The organism is Isoptericola variabilis 225, assembly GCF_000215105.1.
Taxonomy (GTDB): Bacteria; Actinomycetota; Actinomycetes; order Actinomycetales; family Cellulomonadaceae; genus Isoptericola; species Isoptericola variabilis_A.
Genome location: NC_015588.1, coordinates 2244384 through 2260135 on the forward strand (window position 1 = coordinate 2244384; position 15752 = coordinate 2260135).

19 protein-coding genes and 1 pseudogene are annotated in these 15752 nt (G+C 75.7%); 7 read left to right on the forward strand and 13 right to left on the reverse strand.

The annotated features are described in order from the left end of the window. Positions 1 to 2: 2 nt before the first annotated feature. On the forward strand, positions 3 to 452 hold the full coding sequence (locus ISOVA_RS16125; protein ID WP_013839202.1) for a type II toxin-antitoxin system VapC family toxin: 450 nt from the start codon (positions 3 to 5) through the stop codon (positions 450 to 452). Here the strand turns inward: ISOVA_RS16125 and ISOVA_RS17665 are convergent. Together ISOVA_RS17665 and ISOVA_RS10480 are read right to left on the reverse strand one after the other, a co-directional pair. Continuing rightward, a complete protein-coding gene (locus ISOVA_RS17665) occupies positions 376 to 897 on the reverse strand; it encodes a DUF3626 domain-containing protein (RefSeq protein ID WP_041294854.1) in 522 nt (173 codons plus the stop codon). The genes ISOVA_RS16125 and ISOVA_RS17665 overlap by 77 nt on opposite strands. Further along, positions 894 to 2489 carry a phytoene desaturase family protein gene (locus ISOVA_RS10480; RefSeq protein ID WP_013839203.1) on the reverse strand — a complete coding sequence of 532 codons (1596 nt, stop codon included), beginning with the start codon at positions 2487 to 2489 and terminating at the stop codon, positions 894 to 896. The genes ISOVA_RS17665 and ISOVA_RS10480 overlap by 4 nt, the downstream gene beginning before the upstream one ends. Before the next feature lie 55 nt (positions 2490 to 2544). Here ISOVA_RS10480 and ISOVA_RS10485 point away from each other — a divergent pair, with 55 nt between their 5' ends. Continuing rightward, positions 2545 to 3489 carry a phosphoglycerate dehydrogenase gene (locus tag ISOVA_RS10485; RefSeq protein WP_013839204.1) on the forward strand — a complete coding sequence of 315 codons (945 nt, stop codon included), beginning with the start codon at positions 2545 to 2547 and terminating at the stop codon, positions 3487 to 3489. A gap of 9 nt (positions 3490 to 3498) precedes the next feature. Here the strand turns inward: ISOVA_RS10485 and ISOVA_RS10490 are convergent. After that, a pseudogene (locus ISOVA_RS10490) lies at positions 3499 to 3768 on the reverse strand (DUF3995 domain-containing protein); the annotation flags it as partial. A gap of 291 nt (positions 3769 to 4059) precedes the next feature. Here ISOVA_RS10490 and ISOVA_RS10495 point away from each other — a divergent pair. Beyond that, positions 4060 to 4269 (forward strand): hypothetical protein, encoded by a 210-nt coding sequence (locus ISOVA_RS10495; RefSeq protein ID WP_013839205.1) that lies wholly within the window; start codon positions 4060 to 4062, stop codon positions 4267 to 4269. Between the two features lie 3 nt (positions 4270 to 4272). Here ISOVA_RS10495 and mutM read toward each other — a convergent pair whose 3' ends face one another. The 9 genes from mutM to ISOVA_RS10540 all read right to left on the reverse strand — a co-directional run bounded on the left by mutM (position 4273) and on the right by ISOVA_RS10540 (position 12532). Then, the gene (gene mutM / locus ISOVA_RS10500; RefSeq protein WP_013839206.1) at positions 4273 to 5190 is read right to left on the reverse strand and encodes a bifunctional DNA-formamidopyrimidine glycosylase/DNA-(apurinic or apyrimidinic site) lyase; all 918 of its coding nucleotides are present in this window, start codon (positions 5188 to 5190) and stop codon (positions 4273 to 4275) included. Beyond that, positions 5183 to 5926: a ribonuclease III gene (gene rnc / locus ISOVA_RS10505; protein WP_013839207.1), complete on the reverse strand. Its 744-nt coding sequence runs from the start codon at positions 5924 to 5926 to the stop codon at positions 5183 to 5185. The genes mutM and rnc overlap by 8 nt, the downstream gene beginning before the upstream one ends. 1 nt (position 5927) lies before the next feature. After that, complete coding sequence (gene rpmF, locus ISOVA_RS10510) at positions 5928 to 6122, reverse strand: 50S ribosomal protein L32 (protein WP_013839208.1); 195 nt, start codon at positions 6120 to 6122, stop codon at positions 5928 to 5930. A 2-nt stretch (positions 6123 to 6124) separates the two neighbouring features. Beyond that, positions 6125 to 6676 carry a YceD family protein gene (locus tag ISOVA_RS10515; protein WP_013839209.1) on the reverse strand — a complete coding sequence of 184 codons (552 nt, stop codon included), beginning with the start codon at positions 6674 to 6676 and terminating at the stop codon, positions 6125 to 6127. 145 nt (positions 6677 to 6821) lie between these two features. After that, positions 6822 to 7376, reverse strand: coding sequence for an ATP synthase subunit B family protein (locus ISOVA_RS10520; protein ID WP_041295355.1), 555 nt, complete (start codon positions 7374 to 7376; stop codon positions 6822 to 6824). Between the two features lie 63 nt (positions 7377 to 7439). Beyond that, positions 7440 to 7925: a pantetheine-phosphate adenylyltransferase gene (gene coaD, locus ISOVA_RS10525; protein WP_013839211.1), complete on the reverse strand. Its 486-nt coding sequence runs from the start codon at positions 7923 to 7925 to the stop codon at positions 7440 to 7442. 76 nt (positions 7926 to 8001) lie between these two features. After that, a complete protein-coding gene (rsmD, locus tag ISOVA_RS10530; protein WP_013839212.1) occupies positions 8002 to 8559 on the reverse strand; it encodes a 16S rRNA (guanine(966)-N(2))-methyltransferase RsmD in 558 nt (185 codons plus the stop codon). Positions 8560 to 8574: 15 nt separating this feature from the next. Next, on the reverse strand, positions 8575 to 10827 hold the full coding sequence (locus tag ISOVA_RS10535; protein ID WP_013839213.1) for an ATP-dependent DNA helicase RecG: 2253 nt from the start codon (positions 10825 to 10827) through the stop codon (positions 8575 to 8577). Positions 10828 to 10855: 28 nt separating this feature from the next. Then, positions 10856 to 12532, reverse strand: coding sequence for a DAK2 domain-containing protein (locus tag ISOVA_RS10540; RefSeq protein WP_013839214.1), 1677 nt, complete (start codon positions 12530 to 12532; stop codon positions 10856 to 10858). A 231-nt stretch (positions 12533 to 12763) separates the two neighbouring features. Between ISOVA_RS10540 and rpmB the strand changes: the two genes are divergently transcribed. Both rpmB and ISOVA_RS10550 read left to right on the forward strand, forming a co-directional pair. Further along, positions 12764 to 12955 carry a 50S ribosomal protein L28 gene (gene rpmB / locus ISOVA_RS10545; protein ID WP_013839215.1) on the forward strand — a complete coding sequence of 64 codons (192 nt, stop codon included), beginning with the start codon at positions 12764 to 12766 and terminating at the stop codon, positions 12953 to 12955. 165 nt (positions 12956 to 13120) lie between these two features. Beyond that, entirely contained in the window at positions 13121 to 13639 is a 519-nt protein-coding gene (locus ISOVA_RS10550) for a GNAT family N-acetyltransferase (RefSeq protein ID WP_013839216.1), read from the forward strand. Positions 13640 to 13641: 2 nt separating this feature from the next. On the opposite strand, the gene ISOVA_RS10555 is transcribed toward ISOVA_RS10550, so the two are convergent. Continuing rightward, positions 13642 to 14664, reverse strand: a complete 1023-nt coding sequence (locus tag ISOVA_RS10555; RefSeq protein WP_013839217.1) for a thiamine-phosphate kinase — start codon at positions 14662 to 14664, stop codon at positions 13642 to 13644. Between the two features lie 52 nt (positions 14665 to 14716). On the opposite strand from ISOVA_RS10555, the gene ISOVA_RS10560 reads away from it, so the two are divergent. Continuing rightward, on the forward strand, positions 14717 to 15184 hold the full coding sequence (locus ISOVA_RS10560; RefSeq protein WP_013839218.1) for a DUF3515 domain-containing protein: 468 nt from the start codon (positions 14717 to 14719) through the stop codon (positions 15182 to 15184). A gap of 111 nt (positions 15185 to 15295) precedes the next feature. Beyond that, positions 15296 to 15727 (forward strand): VOC family protein, encoded by a 432-nt coding sequence (locus tag ISOVA_RS10565; RefSeq protein WP_013839219.1) that lies wholly within the window; start codon positions 15296 to 15298, stop codon positions 15725 to 15727. The last annotated feature ends 25 nt before the right edge of the window (positions 15728 to 15752 follow it).

Genomic DNA, 15752 nt, shown 5'->3' on the forward strand with positions numbered 1-15752 from the left:
GAGTGCACTACCTGGACACCTCGGCACTGGTGAAACTCGTCGTCAGGGAGCCAGAGTCGGCCGCGCTCAAGAAGTGGGTCGATGCGAACGACGATCGCCTGGTCTCCAGCGATCTCGCCCGCACCGAGCTGCTCCGGGCAGTTCGACGGGCGGCGCCGGAGCATGCCGTCACGGCCCGCGCGGTGCTCGATGCCGTCGACCTCCTCGCATTGACCACCGCGGACTTCGAGGCGGCGGCGCACCTCGACCCCGACATCGTGCGCTCCTTGGATGCTCTCCACCTCGCGACGGCCCTGCGGCTCGGTGACGAGCTGGAGTCGATGGTGACCTATGACGTTCGGCTGGCGGACGCCGCCCGGTACCACGGTGTAGCGGTCACCGCTCCGGGTTCGCCTTCACGACCGCGGACCAACCCCGCCCGAACCGGGCCAGCAGGTGCCAGACGTACTTGACGGTCTGCGGGTCATGCTCTCCGCTGCGCGCCGCGGCCGCCACGACGCCCGGCGTGAGGACGGTACCGAGCGAGCGCGCCAGCACGACCGGCTCCGGCCCGCGGAACCCCGCGTCGAGGTCGGCGGTCACGACGCGATACCCCGGATGATGCTCGACAGCGCACCCGAGCCGCGCGGCCGCGTGCGCGACCGGGCTGTCGGCGTGGCACGGGTCGAGCACCACCGCCTCGACGTCGGCTCGAACACGCTGTCCGGGAAGCAGAACGACGTCCGGTCGAGCACGTGCGGCGCCAGGCGCAGGTACGCCGACCCGAGGCGCGGTGAGCCCGCCGTTGGACGTGCCGGTCTCGAACTGCGACCGGTAGCGCCCGTCGCGTGCCATCGCCTCGATGACCAGGCCACCCGCGAACGGCCAGTCCGGGCGGAAGTGGAGGGTGAGGCTCACCGATCGAGCACGGCCATGGCGGCCGCACGCCCGGGGATGCCGCTCACTCCCCCGCCACGCCGGGCGCCGGCACCGCCCAGCAGCACGTGCGCGTGCGCGGTCTCCACGCCCCAGCGCCCGGCCTCGTCGTCGGACTCGGCCCACGGCCACGACAGGTCGCGGTGGAAGATGTGTCCGCCCGGCAGGCCGACGTCGCCCTCGAGGTCCACGGGCGTGCGCGCCTCGATGCACGGGCGGCCCTCGGCGTCGTGCAGCAAGACGTCGGAGATCGGCTCGGCGAGCACCGAGTCGAGCGAGCGCAGCGTCGCCGCGAGCGCCTCCTCCCGCGCGCCGTCGTTGTCCGAGCGGAACAGCCGCGCCGGCATGTGCAGCCCGAACAGCGTGAGGGTCTGCGCGCCGGCGTCGCGCAGCGACGCCCCGAGGATCGACGGGTCGGTCAGCGAGTGGCAGTAGATCTCGCACGGCGGCAGGTCGGGGATCTGCCCGGCGGCCGCCTGGGCGTACGCGGTCTGGAGCTGGTCGAACGACTCGTTGACGTGGAACGTGCCGCTGAACGCCGCGACGGGATCGACGGTGTCGACGCTGCCGCGCAGCCGCGGCAGGCGCCGCAGCAGCATGTTGACCTTGAGCTGGGCGCCCTCCGGGGCGTCGGGCGTCGCCGTGCCCGACGGCGCGGCGCCCCCGGCGGCGAGCAGGGCGTCGAGCGTCGCGGGCGCGCACCCGGCGACCACGACGCCGGCGCTCACGCCGTGCGTCCGGCCGTCGCCGTCGGTCCACGCGACCTCGGCGCCGCCCGCGCCGGGGCTCACGGCCGTGACGTCGGCGCCGGTGACGATCGTCGCGCCGGCCGCGAGCGCCGCGTCGCGCAGCGCGCCGCTCACCGCCCCCATGCCGCCGACGGGCACGTCCCAGTCGCCCGTGCCGCCGCCGACGACGTGGTAGAGGAAGCAGCGGTTCTGGACGAGCGACGTCTCGTCGAGGTCGGCGAACGTGCCGATGAGGCCGTCCGTCGCGACGACGCCGCGCACGACGTCGTCCGCGAACCGTGCCCGCAGGGTCTCGCCGAGCGGGCGCTCGACGACGTCGCGCCAGACCTCGTCGTCGTCGACGAGCGCACGCGCCTCCTTGGCCGACAGCAGCGGCTCGGTCACGGTCGGGAAGAGGCGCTCGGCCAGCCGGGCCTTGGCGCCGTAGAACCGCTGCCAGGCGTCGTGGTCCGACGCCGGCGCGCCGATCGCGGCGAAGGACGCGCGCGTGCCGTCGTCGGACGCCGTGTCGACGAGCAGACCCGCGTCGCCGACCGGCGTGTACGAGGAGAAGCGGCGACGGCGCAGCGTGAGCGACAGGCCGAGCTCGTCGACCAGCTGCCGCGGCATGAGCGACACGAGGTAGGAGTAGCGCGAGAGCCGGGCGTCGACGCCCTCGAACACGGGCGCGGAGACCGACGCGCCGCCGACGTGGTCGAGGCGCTCGAGCAGCAGCACGCTGCGGCCCGCGCGGGCGAGGTAGGCGGCGGTCGTGAGTCCGTTGTGGCCGCCGCCGACGACGACGGCGTCGTACCGGGCGGCGAGCGAGGCAGGGGCAGCGGTCATGCCGCCATCGTGGCAGATCCCGGGGACGCCGCCGGACCGGGTAACGTCGCGGACCGTGAAGATCCTCGTGCCCTCGAACGTGCCCTTCGACCTCGAGATCGACGTGGACGGCGTCGACGTCGCGCGCTACGTCATGCGCGACCCGATCCCCGAGGAGCACGTCGACGCCGAGGCGCTCGTCACCTGGGCGAGCCCGCCGCGCGTGCTCGAGGACGCGGCCCGCCGCCTGCGGGACCTGCGCTGGGTGCAGACGCTCAACGCCGGGCCGGACCAGGCGCTCGCGGCAGGTTTCGGGCCGGACGTGACGATCGCGTCGGGCCGCGGGCTGCACGACTCGACGGTCACCGAGCACACGCTCGCGCTCGTGCTCGCGGTGACGCGGCGGTTCGACCGCATGCTACAGGCGCAGCGCCGGCACCGCTGGGACCAGGAGTTCGCGCGCGAGCAGACGGTGAACGAGTCCCGGTACACCCTCGACGGCGCGCGCGTGACGATCTGGGGCTTCGGCTCGATCGCGGCGCGCCTCGCCCCGCTGCTCACCGCGCTCGGCGCACGGGTCACGGGCGTCGCGTCGTCGGCGGGCGAGCGGTACGGCTACCCGGTCGTCGCGCGCGAGCAGCTGCCCGAGATCCTGCCGGCGACCGACCTGCTGATCTCGCTGCTGCCCGCGACGCCGGACACGCACCACGTGCTCGACGCCGCGCTGCTCGCCCAGCTGCCGTCGCACGCGCGGTTCGTCAACGTCGGGCGCGGCGCGACGGTCGACGAGGAGGCGCTCGTCGCGGCGCTGCGCGACGGCACGCTCGCGGGCGCCGCGCTCGACGTCACCGAGGTCGAGCCGCTGCCGGAGGACTCGCCGCTGTGGGACGCGCCGAACCTCATCCTGACCCCGCATGTCGCGGGCGGGCGGCCGCAGCAGGCCGCGCGGTTCGTCTCCGAGCAGGTGCGCGCCTACCTCGCCGAGGGCCCTGCGGGGCTGCGCAACGTCGTCGCGCGCTGACGCGGTCGGCTACCCGGCGAGGGCGAGGCCGGCTGCGGCGCCCGCCGCCAGCAGCCCGACGGCGGGGGTCCAGTAGCGGTCGTCGGCGCGCGCGAAGGCGGTGTCCCGCACGCGCTTGAGCACGCCGACGTACCGCCCGTCGCCGACGACGCGGAGGAGCAGGACGACGAGCGCACCGGCACCGAGCACGCGCCACCAGGGACCGGTGGCCTCCCCGAGCGCCAGCCCGGCGACCACGACCGTGTAGGCGACGAGCGCGACGGCGACGGCGAGCGTCGCCGCCCGCGGCGAGCGCGAGGGTCCCGGCCGCGGTGAAGAAGGGCCAGGCCAGGTGGCCGGGGACCACGGCGAAGATCACCGCGCCGGAGACGAGGCACACGACGGCGAACGTGACCGGCACCGACCAGCCGGCGAGCACGCCCGCCAGACCGAACCACGCGACGGACGTCAGGTGCCACACCCCTCGCAGCAGGCGCCCGGCATGTCGACGCGGGATGCCGATCCTCCAGCCCTGGGCGAGCAGCGGGCGCAGCACCACGCGCTCCCCGAGGAGCCGCCCGGGAGGAGACCGTGCGGGCGGCGGTGCACGCCGTCGACGACGTGCGCACCGCGTACCTGGTCCGACTGCTCACCGAGGCCGGATCCGCGGATCCGGGACACCGCGCCGCCGTCGTCTACCGCACGCTGCTCGGGGAGTACGCGATGCGGCACGCGGGGGGCTCCTCGATCGACGCCGAGGCGATCGACGCGCTCACGACGTGGGCGCTGGACCCCGAGTAGCGCCTACCAGCGCGCGTTGCGCGGGCGCGGCTGGCACCGCGGGCACGTGTACGACGAGCGGTTCATGAACGAGTCCCTCCGCACGGGCGTGCCGCAGCGCGGGCACGGCTCGCCCGCCCGCCCGTACACCGCGAGCGCGCGCGAGAAGTAGCCGGACTCGCCGTTGACGTTGACGTAGAGCGCGTCGAAGCTCGTGCCGCCCTGCGCGAGCGCCTCGGTCATGACCTGCGCGGCGGCGTCGAGCACCCGGTGCACCTCCGCGCGCCGCAGCGTGTCGGTCGGGCGGGCGTAGTGCAGGCGTGCACGCCACAGCGCCTCGTCGGCGTAGATGTTGCCGACGCCGGACGTGACCGTCTGGTCGAGCAGCGCGCGCTTGATGCCGGTCCGACGGCGGCGGATCGCGTCGACGACGACGTCGCGGTCGATTCCGGGGTCGAGCAGGTCGCGGCCGATGTGCGCGACCGGTTCGGGCACCGCGGGCCGCTGCGTACCCAGGCCGCCGGGCGCGCCGTCGGGCGTGGGCACGAGGTCGACCACCGCCAGGTGGCCGAACGTCCGCTGGTCGACGAAGTCGAGGTACCGGGCCCCGGACGGCGCGCCCTCGAGGTGCAGCCGCACGCGCAGGTGCGGGTGCTCCCACGTGCCGACGACCGCGGGGTCGCGCACGAGCAGCTGGCCCGACATGCCGAGGTGGGCGAGCAGCGCGGCGTCGTGCCCCTCGAGCGGGAGCCACAGGAACTTGCCGCGCCGCGCCGCCTCGGCGAGGCGCCGCCCGCGCAGCTGGTCCGCGAAGCCGGCCGGTCCGCCGTCGTGCCGCCGCACGGAGTACTCGCGGAAGACCTCGACGTCGCGGACCACCGCACCCACGGCGAGGCGGGCGAGACCGTCACGGACGGTCTCGACCTCGGGCAGCTCAGGCATCGGCGGGCGTGCCGTCGGCGACCGTCTCGCCGTCGCCCAGCGCGACGATCGCCCGGTACGCCTGCTCCGCCGCGGCCTGTTCGGCGTGCTTCTTGGCCGTGCCCTCGCCGAGCCCGACGACGGGACCGGCGGTGACCTGCGCGTGGAAGACGCGCGCGTGCTCGGGTCCCTCGGCGACGACCTCGTAGACCGGCGCGCCGAAGCCGCGCAGCGCGGCGGCCTCCTGCAGCGACGTCTTCCAGTCGAGGCCCGCGCCCAGGTCGGCGGCGCGCGTCAGGGTCGTGTCGACGAGCCGGTGCACGAGGTCGCGCGCGACCTCGAGGCCGTGCGACAGGTAGGTCGCGCCGATGAGCGCCTCCACCGTGTCCGACAGGATCGAGTCCTTGTCGTACCCGCGCGTCCGCATCTCGCCCTTGCCGAGCAGGATGTACCGGCCGAGCTCGAGGCGCCGCGCGACGGCGGCCAGCGAGCGCTGCGAGACCGTGGCCGCGCGCATCTTCGCGAGCTCGCCCTCGGACTGCTCCGGGTGGCGGCGGTACAGCGCCTCGGTGACGACGAGGCCGAGCACGGTGTCGCCCAGGAACTCGAGCCGCTCGTTCGTCGGGATGCCCCCGGCCTCGTGCGCGAAGGACCGGTGCGTCAGGGCAAGGACGAGAAGCTCGGGGTCCAGGTGGACCCCGAGCTTCTCGAGAAGAGCGGTCGGCTCCGGACGCTGCCGGGTGCCGTGCGGGGGCATGTCAGCCCGCGTGCTCGGTGCGCAGCGCCTCGGCGTACTGGCGGCCCTTGTACGTGCCGCAGGTGGGGCACGCCGCGTGGGACAGCTTCTGACCCTTGCAGTTCGGGCACGTCGCGAGGTTCGCCGCGGTGGTCTTCCACTGCGAGCGACGCGCACGGGTGTTGCTGCGCGACATCTTGCGCTTCGGAACAGCCACGGCTAGCTCTCTTTCGTCTCGTCGGACACGCTCGACTCCTCGAGCATGGTCTTCAGCGCCGCCCAGCGAGGGTCGACGACGTCGTGATGGTGACCGGGGTCGTCGGCCAGGCGCGCTCCGCACCCGGAGCACAGGCCCGGGCAGTCCTCCCGGCACAGCGGTTGAAATGGTAGTGCAGTGACGACCGAATCCCGAACCGCGGGCTCGATGTCCGCCTGGTCGTCGGTGAGCACGGACTCGTCGTCGGCGTCGTCGTCGCCCGCGGCCTCGGCCGCCTGCGCACGCTCCGGGTAGACGAAGAGCTCCTGCACGTGAACCGTGACCTCGCGCTCGAGCGGGTCGAGGCAGCGGACGCACTCGCCGGTCGCCGTGCCGCGCACGGCACCCGAGACGAGCACGCCCTCCATGACGGCCTCGAGCCGCAGCCCCAGCAGCAGCTCGCTGCCCTCGGGGATGCCGATGACCGACGCGCCCAGGTCGGCAGGCGCCTGCACGACGCGCGAGATCTCGCGCATCGTCCCGGGTCGACGCGACAGCTCGTGCGTGTCGAGCACGAGCGGCGAGCGCTTGGCGGTGCTGATGGCAGGCTCCAGGCAGGTGGGTACGGGTGTGGTCGTGCGGCCCGGTCCCGGGCCAGCGCTCCAGTCTACGCGATGCGCCCGGGGCGACCAACAGCCGCCCCGCAACGTGAGAGAAGTCTCAGGCCGGGCGGCCGGCCTTCTCCTGGGGCCACTGCGGGTCGGTCACCGAGTCCCACCGCACGCGCGGCCCGCCGCCGTCGAACCGCTCCGCCAGCTTCGCCCGGCCGGCCTGGACCTGCCGCGTGAGCCCCGCGAGGTCCTGCTCGAACTCGGCCAGCCGCGAGTCGCAGTACTGGTCGGCGTCGGAGCGCAGCTCGGCCGCCTTGCGCTCGGCCTCGGCGACGATCTCGGCCGCGCGCGAGCGGGCCTGGACGACGACCTGCTCGTGCTCGACGAGCTCGATCGCGCGGGCGCGCGCCGACGCGACGATCTCCTCCGCCTGCCGGTGCGCGTCCTGGAGCGTGCGCTCCGCCTGGGCGAGCACCTCGTCGGCGCGGGCGACCTGCGTGGGCAGCGCGTCGCGCAGCTCGTCGACCAGCCCGAGCGCCTGGTCGCGGTCGACCTTGACGTTGGGCGACAGCGGCACCGCGCGCGCGTTCTCGAGCAGCGCGGCGAGATCCTCGAGGATCTCGAGCAGGCCGGCGGTCGGGTTGTGGTTCGTGTCGCTCGTCATCTGGTGCATCGCTTCGCTCGGTACGGTCGGTCTGGCCATGTCGTCGTCCCCCTCGACGTGTCCTCAGCGCGCCAACGCCGCACGCACCGCCGCGGCCGCGCCGGGCGGTACGAGGTCGTCGATCGGCCCGCCGTGGCGGGCGATGTCCTTCGCCAGCGACGACGCGACGTGCGCGTAGCGCTGGTCGCCCGGCACGAAGACGGTCTCCAGACCCGTCAGGTGCCGGTTCATGAGGGCCATCGGCAGCTCGGAGTCGAAGTCCGCTCCCCCGCGCAGGCCCTTGACCACCGCGACGGCGCCCACCTCGCGGCAGAAGTCGACGAGCAGGCCCGGCACCTCGGCGACGCGCACGTCGGCCGTCTCCGGGTCCGCCGCGAGCGCCTCGCGCGCGACCTCGACGCGCTCGGCGGGCGTGAGCAGGGCGGTCTTCGAGGCGTTGCGCGCGACGCCGACGACCACGACGTCGAACATGCGGCGCGCCCGGCGCACGATGTCGAGGTGGCCGAGCGTGATCGGGTCGAACGACCCGGGGCAGACTGCGGTGGTCACGCCGCCACGCTAACCCGGAGCCGCGCCGAATCGTCCGAGGCTCCTCGGAGGTGTCAGGTGCCCGCTCCCCGAACTGCTAGGCCGTGGGCTCGGCGTAGTGCACGGCCGTCTCGCCGTAGTCCTTGCGCGCGAACGGCTCGAGTCCGGCGGGCCACGTCGGCTCGGGGCTGCGGGTCGAGCGCTCGACGACGACGACGGCACCGCGGGCGAGCACGCCCGGCGCGGCGAGGTGCTCGAGCACGACGGCGAGCGCCGGCTCCGCCAGGTCGTACGGCGGGTCGAGGAACACGACGTCGAACGGCCCGACGGCGCCGGCCGAGTACCGCTCGGCGGTGTCGGCGACGACCCGCACGGTCCCGGTGAGCCCGAGGTCGGCGACGTTGCGCCGCGCGACGTCGGCGGCCCGGCGCGCGGAGTCCACGAGCACGACCTCCACCGCGCCGCGGCTCGCCGCCTCGAGGCCGAGCGCGCCCGAGCCGGCGAACAGGTCGAGCACGCGGCCGCCGTCGAGCACGTCGAGGTGCTCGAGCCGGGAGAAGATCGCCTCGCGGACCCGGTCGCTCGTGGGACGCGTGCCCTTGGGCGGCACCGCGATGGTGCGCCCGCCGACCGTCCCGGCCACGATCCTCGTCATACCCGCGAGCGTAGGTCACGCGCGCTCGAGGAACTCCTCCTGCTCGTCGTCGAGCTGCGCCTCGATCGCGCCACGCAGCGCGGGCTGGTGGTGCAGCTCGGGGTCCGCCTCGACGACGGCGGTCGCCTCGCGCCGAGCCTGCTCGATCACGTCCGCGTCCTTGACGACCCGTAGCAGGCGCAGCGAGCTCGACCGGCCCGACTGCGCCGCGCCGAGCACGTCGCCCTCCGAGCGCAGCTCGAGGTCGAGCGTCGCGAGCCTGAACCCGTCGGTCGTCTCGGCGAGCGCCTCGACACGCGCGGCCGCGGGCGTGCCGGGCTCCGCCGTCGAGACGAGCAGGCACAGGCCGGGCGCGCTCCCGCGCCCGACGCGGCCGCGCAGCTGGTGCAGCTGCGACAGGCCGAAGCGGTCGGCGTCGTACACGACCATGACCGTCGCCTCGGGGACGTCGACGCCGACCTCGATCACCGTCGTCGACACGAGCACCTGCACCTCGCCCGACGCGAAGCGGGCCATCACGGCGTCCTTGTCGGCCGGGGCCATCTGCCCGTGCAGGACGCCGACCTCGATCCCGTCGAGCTGCGGCAGCGTGCGCAGCATGTCCGCGACCTCGAGCACCGCGCGCAGCGGCGGGCGGTCCGACGTCGCCTCGCCCTCGGTGAGCTCGAGGAAGTCGGGCACGTCGTCGAACTCGGCCGACGCCGCGGCCGCGCCCGACGTCGGGACGTCCGCGTCGGGGTGGATGCGCGGGCACACGACGTACGCGCGGTGGCCCGCGTCGACCTCCTCGCGCACGCGCGCCCAGGTGCGGTCCATCCACACGGGGTTGGCCGCGGGGACCACGTGGGTCGTGATGCCGGAGCGCCCGGCCGGGATCTCGGTCAGCGACGACGTCTCGAGGTCGCCGAACACGGTCATCGCGACGGTGCGCGGGATCGGCGTGGCCGTCATGACGAGCAGGTGCGGGGCCACGCGGCCCTTGGCGCGCAGCGCGTCGCGCTGCTCGACGCCGAACCGGTGCTGCTCGTCGACGACGACGAGCCCCAGGTCGGCGAACTGCACGTGCTCGCCGAGCAGCGCGTGCGTCCCGACGATGATCCCCGCCTCTCCGCTCGCGGCCTGCAGCAGGGCCTCCTTGCGCGCCGCGGCGCCGAGCGAGCCGGTGAGGAGCGCGACCCGCGTGCCGTTCGCGGCGCCGCCGAGCAGGCCGCCCTCGGCGAGCGGGCCGAGCAGCTGGCGCAGGGTGCGGGCGTGCTGCGCGGCGAGCACCTCGGTCGGTGCCAGCAGCGCGGCCTGCCCGCCGGCGTCGACCACCTGGAGCATGGCCCGCAGCGCCACGACCGTCTTGCCCGAGCCGACCTCGCCCTGTAGCAGCCGCTGCATGGGCCGCGGCTGCGCGAGCTCGCGCGCGATGTCCTCGCCGACCGAGCGCTGCCCCTCGGTGAGGGTGAACGGCAGCTGCGCGTCGAAGTCGACGAGGATGCTCGGCTCGCCGGGCGCGCGCGGCGGCCGGGCCGTCGCCTCCTGCTCCGCCGCGGCCGCGCGGCGCTGCGCGAGCGCGGCCTGGAGGACGAACGCCTCCTCGAAGCGGAAGCGGTCGCGCGCCTGCTGCCAGTCGCGCGCGTCGGCGGGCACGTGGATGCGGCGCAGCGCGTCGAGCCGGTCCGGCAGGCCCAGCCTGGCCCGGACCTCGACCGGCACCGGGTCGTCGACGTCCTGCGCCGTGAGCGGGTCGAGCACCGTGCGCACCGCGCGCTGGATCCGCCAGCTCGGCACCGACGCCGACGCCGGGTAGATCGGGATGGGCCTGCTCGCCTCGAACATCGCCGACTCCTCGTCGTCGGCGTCGACGCCCACGAGCACGTAGTCGGGGTGCGTGAGCTGGCGCTGGCCCCGGTACGCGCTGACGACGCCCGTGAACAGGCCGACGCGCCCCGGGCGCAGCTTGTCCTCGTGCGGCCGCAGCGCCCCGGGCCGCTTGGCGAAGAAGGTGAGCTGCAGCTCGTGGCGCCCGTCGGTCACCACCGCCTGCAGGAGCGCGCCGCCACGGCTGCGCATCTGCCGCACGGTCGCACGGGCGACGCGCGCCATGACCGTCACGTGCTCGCCGAGCGCGAGCCTGTCCATGTCCGTGAGCGTGCCCGGGTCGCCGTACCGGCGCGGGTAGTGCCGCAGCAGGTCGCCGACCGTCTCCAGCCCCAGCTTGCCGAGCGAGCCCGCGGTCCGGGCGCCGAGCACCGCCGAGAGCTTCTCGTCCTCGCGGCCCATCAGTCCTCCTGCTCCTCCACGCACAGCGTCACCCCGGCGCCCGGGCGTCCCGTCGGCAGCACGACGACGTCGGCCCCGGGGGCCTCCCGGGCCGCCACCGCCTCGAGGTCGCCGACGACGGCGGGCGGCACGGCGTCGTCGACGAGGACCGTGACGAGCACGGGCGGCCCGCCGGCCGCCAGCAGCTCGGCGAGGACCGCGCCGCAGCCGGCGGCGTCGGCGCGGGCGGTGCGCAGGCGGCCGAGCGCCCCGCGGACCGCGGCGGCGACGTCGACGTCGCGGCCGTCGGCGGCGTCGACCGCGTCCGCGGCGACGGCGACGGCGGTGACGACGTGCGCGTCGTCGGGCGCGTGCACGACGACCGCCTCGACGTCGTCGTCGACCGGGCGCTCGTCGTCCGCGTCCGCAGGGCGGCCCGCCCCGCGGCGCGCGAGCGCTGCGGGGACGCCCGTCGCGGCGTTCGGGCACCGGCCCGGGCAGGACGAGCACCCGCCGGGCGCCGGCGCCGTAGCGCGGCCTGGGCGAGGTCGTCGGCCGAGACGGTCACGTCGAGCGCGAGGAGCACGACGGCGCCGCCGCGCGCGAGGTCGGCCGCGAGCGCCGGGGCGTCGGTCGCGGCGACCACGCCCCACCCGACGGGCGGCACGGCGAGGTGGCGGACGTGGACGTGCGAGACGTCGCCCCGGCCGGCCCATCTCCGCGCGACCGCGAGCGCCGCGTCCAGGTCGGGCGTGTGCACGTGCGCCTGCCAGACGGTGTCGGCGTCCTCGGCGTCGTCCTGGCCGCCGCCCACGACGACGACCGAGTCGCCGACCTCGCCGAGCTCGGCGCGCAGCGCCTCGCCCACCTCGCCGGGCGCGAACTCGGCGGCGCCCGCGGGACGGTGCAGCACGAACATGAGCTCGAGCTCCTCGCCGTCGGCCGCGGGGACGCCCGCGACGACGCCGGGCGGCACGGTAGCGGGCGCGGTGCCGGTGACGGCCGCCGGGCCGAGGTCGAGGTCGAGCGTCACGGGCGTCATGGTGCCCGGCGCCTCCGACACCCGTCCGCCCCCGGCGACGCGCTGGGCCTCGGCGAGGGCGTGCAGGACGAGGACGAGGCCGCACGCGCCGGCGTCGAGCACGCCGGCCGCGCGCAGCGCCGCGAGCGAGGCGGGGCTCGAGAGCGCGGCCTCGCGCGCCCCGCGCCGGGCGGCGTCGAGCACGGCCTGCGTCGCCGCGTCGTGCCCGTCGGCCGGGGCCGGCGCGGCCTCCGGGCCGGCCGGGCCCGCGGCGGCGTCGCGCGCCGCGGCGGCCGCGACCTCGGCCGCGGTGAGGATGGTCCCGGGCTCGGGGTGCGCGACCGCGCGGCGCGCGCTGCGGGCGGCGGCATCGAGCGCGGGCGCGAGCGGGTCGCGGTGCGTGGCGGCCACGGCCAGGCCGCGCAGCCACTCGCTGAGGATCACGCCCGAGTTGCCCCGCGCGCCGAGGAGGGCGCCGCGGGCCATGAGCCGCAGGAGGCGGGCGCCGCCGGCGTCGTCGGGCGTGTCGCGGATCGCGTCGGCGGCCTCGCGCAGCGTGAGGTGCATGTTCGTGCCCGTGTCGCCGTCGGCCACGGGGAAGACGTTGACGCCGTCGAGCGCGGTGCGCGCCCGCCCGAGGGCCTCGGCCGCGAGCCGCGCCCAGGTGCGCACGACCGCGGCGTCGAGCAGCTCGGCCTCGGTCAAACGCGCCTCCTCGGGTCCGTCCGGGCCACGGGCTCCTCTCGCGTACCCTGGGGACGGGCCGGCGCCCGTCCGGCTCCACCGTAGCGGTGACCGAACCCACGTTGAGGCAACTCGCGCGGATCGGCTATCCTCGTACGGTTGCCCGGGCTGTCCCGGGCCTCCCCTCGACCACCAGCATCACGTCCTGCTGCGCTCTCGCGCGGGACGTGTCACGACGATTCAGGAGACACCGTGGCTGCCAACTGCGACGTCTGCGGCAAGGGCCCGGGCTTCGGGCACAGCATCTCGCACTCCCACATCCGCACCAAGCGCCGCTGGAACCCGAACATCCAGCGCGTGCGTGCCGTCGTCGCGGGCACCCCGAAGCGCGTCAACGTCTGCACCTCGTGCCTCAAGGCCGGCAAGGTGCAGCGCCAGGCCTGAGCCGTCGCGCGTCGGCTCCGACGCACCGACTTCCACGACGCCCGCCGGGTCCGCCCGGCGGGCGTCGTGCTGCGTCCGGGCAGGATCGTTCGCTCTGCAAAGAGTTCGTGAAGCATTCACCAAACGCCCTTGGCGGTCGAGCCGCCGCCGTGGCAGGCTGTGCGCATGATGGTGCAGACCGACAACGACGTTGTCATCCGGTCCGCGACGCCGGGCGACGCCCCTGCGATCGCCCGCGTGCACGTGGCGTCGTGGAAGCAGGCGCACGCCGGCATCCTGCCGCCCGAGTACCTCGACACGCTCGGCCCGGAGAGTCGCCTCGAGGAGTGGACCAGGATCCTCTCCGAGGGGCGGGGCACCACCATCGTCGCCGAGGCCGACGGCCGCATGCTCGGGTTCGCGAGCTGGGGCCCGTCGCGCGACGAGGACGCCGAGCCGGGCGACCTCGAGCTCTACGCCATCTACCTGGACCCCGAGGCCTGGGGGCGGGGCGTCGCGCGTGACCTCATGCGCACCGTCCTCGCGGACGTCTCGGACGGCACGCCCATGTCGCTGTGGGTGCCCGCGACGAGCGAGCGCGCCCGCCACTTCTACCGCCGCCACGGCTTCCACCCGGACGGCATCGAGCGCATCGACGAGGTCGGCGGCACCCCGGTCACGCAGGTGCGCTACCGCCGCGGCTGAGCTCACCGACCACCGAAGTGGTCCCACCCGGGTCCCACGGCGGGCTCGTGCCCGTCGAGCGTGACCCGCGGCCCCTGCCCGTCGAGCGCGCGCACGTGACCGACGGCGCGGAACGGCTCGGGCAGCGGCGTCCCGGCCGGGAACGTGGCCAGCAAGCCGTGGTCCTCCCCACCGGACAGCACCCACGCGAGCGCGGTGCCCTCCGGGTCCTCGGAACCGAGCGCCCTGGCGGCGTCCGCCAGCTCGGCGACGTCGGGCTCGAGCGCCGCGCGGTCGAGGTCGACGACGACGCCGCTCGCCCGGGCGAGGCGCCCGGCGTCGCGCAGGAGGCCGTCCGAGACGTCGAGCATCGCCGTCGTACCGGCGTCGGCTGCGGCCGGGCCCGCGTCCAGCGGTGCCCACGGGCGCAGGTAGCCCGCGACGAGCGGCGCGAACGGGCCTGACGCCCCCGGCGCGCCGTCGGACGGGACGGCCGTGCGGGCGTCGAGCAGCGCGAGCCCCGCGGCCGAACGGCCGCGCACGCCCGCGTGGGCGACGACGTCGCCCGCGCGCGCACCCGAGCGCAGCACCGGACGGCGGCCGGCGAGGTCCCCGTGCACGGTCACGGCGACGACCACCGCGTCGCCGCCGGACAGGTCTCCCCCGACCACCGCGGCGCCGACGGGCGACGTCGCGTCCGCGAGGCCGCGGGCCAGGTCAGTGACCCACGCGACCGGCAGGTCTCCCGGCACGACGAGCGACACGACGAGGGCCGTCGGCCGCGCACCCATGGCCGCGACGTCCGCGAGGTTCTGCACCGCGGCCCGCCGTCCGACGTCGTACCCGGACGACCACCGACGCCGGAAGTGCCGGTCCTCGACGAGCACGTCGGTCGAGACGACGTAGCGCCCGTCGGGCGCGCGGACCACGGCCGCGTCGTCGCCGGGCCCGACGTCCGTCGCCTCGCCCGGTGGCAGCAGCGGGAAGACGCGGGCGAGGAGCTCGGTCTCGTCGAGGTCGCGGACCAGCAGGGCGGGGTCGGTCACGCACGGAACCCTATCCGCCGGGACGCCCGGGGCGGCCGGGTACGGTGGGGCCGTGCTCCGCCGTGCCGTGCCGCTGCTCCTGGCCACGCCCGTCGTCGCCGTGCTGGCCGGCTGCGCCCCGACGATCGGCGTCGAGGCAGCCGAGGACGCGGCCAACCCCGTGTGTGCCGAGGTGATGCTCGCGCTGCCCGACCGGCTGGCCGAGGACCTTCCCAAGGTCAAGACCAACGCTCAGGCGACGGCCGCATGGGGCGAGCCGGGCGCCGCCGTGACGCTGCGCTGCGGCGTCACCCCGCCCGGCCCGTCGACGGACTGCCAGCGGGTGGAGTCGGCTGCGGGCACCGTGGACTGGATCGTCGTGACCGACGGCGAGGGGACGTGGCGCTTCACGACCTACGGCCGCGATCCCGCCGTCGAGGTCGTCGTGCCGCCCGCCGTGACCGAGACGCACTCCACGGCGTTCGTCGCCGACCTCGCCCAGGCCGTGGGTCACGTCGAGCAGACGCGCGCGTGCACCTGACCCCTCCGCCGAGGTAGCGCTCCACCCGCCGAGGTAGCGCTCCACCCGCCGAAGTAGCGCACCACCCGCCGAAGTAGCGCGCGTGTCGGACGCGCGTGGCAGCGTGCCCTCATGGACCAACGCCTGAGTCTCGTCACGCTCGTCGTCGGGGATCTGACCGCGACGCGGCGCTTCTACGTCGACGGCCTCGGTTGGGAGCCGCTGCTGGAGGCTCCCGGGGAGGTACTCATGTTTCGCGTGGGCGAGCACCTCGTCCTCTCCCTGTGGGACGAGGGGCACGCCCGCGAGGAGATCGGCCCGGTCGGCCGCGACGGGACGCCGCCGGTCACGCTCGCGCACAACCTCGCGTCGCCGTCCGCCATCGACCAGGTGCTCGACGACGCACGTCGCGCCGGTGCACCGATGGTGAGTGACGCCGTCGACCGGGCGTGGGGCGGGTACTCCGGGTACTTCGCCGACCCGGACGGCTTCCGCTGGGAGGTCGCCTGGGCGCCCGGGCCCCTGTCGGAGATCGTCCTGCCCGGCGAGCCGGGCGAGCACTGACCCCGGCGCTACCTCGGCGCGCGCA

Excerpts from the sequence above, each read along its gene's own strand:
- ISOVA_RS10480 (WP_013839203.1), bottom strand. The coding sequence starts at position 2,489 with ATGACCGCTGCCCCTGCCTCGCTCGCCGCCCGGTACGACGCCGTCGTC.
- mutM (WP_013839206.1), bottom strand. The coding sequence starts at position 5,190 with ATGCCTGAGCTGCCCGAGGTCGAGACCGTCCGTGACGGTCTCGCCCGC.
- rnc (WP_013839207.1), bottom strand. The coding sequence starts at position 5,926 with ATGCCCCCGCACGGCACCCGGCAGCGTCCGGAGCCGACCGCTCTTCTC.
- ISOVA_RS10520 (WP_041295355.1), bottom strand. The coding sequence starts at position 7,376 with ATGACGAGCGACACGAACCACAACCCGACCGCCGGCCTGCTCGAGATC.
- rsmD (WP_013839212.1), bottom strand. The coding sequence starts at position 8,559 with ATGACGAGGATCGTGGCCGGGACGGTCGGCGGGCGCACCATCGCGGTG.
- ISOVA_RS10535 (WP_013839213.1), bottom strand. The coding sequence starts at position 10,827 with ATGGGCCGCGAGGACGAGAAGCTCTCGGCGGTGCTCGGCGCCCGGACC.
- ISOVA_RS10550 (WP_013839216.1), top strand. The coding sequence starts at position 13,121 with ATGATGGTGCAGACCGACAACGACGTTGTCATCCGGTCCGCGACGCCG.
- ISOVA_RS10565 (WP_013839219.1), top strand. The coding sequence starts at position 15,296 with ATGGACCAACGCCTGAGTCTCGTCACGCTCGTCGTCGGGGATCTGACC.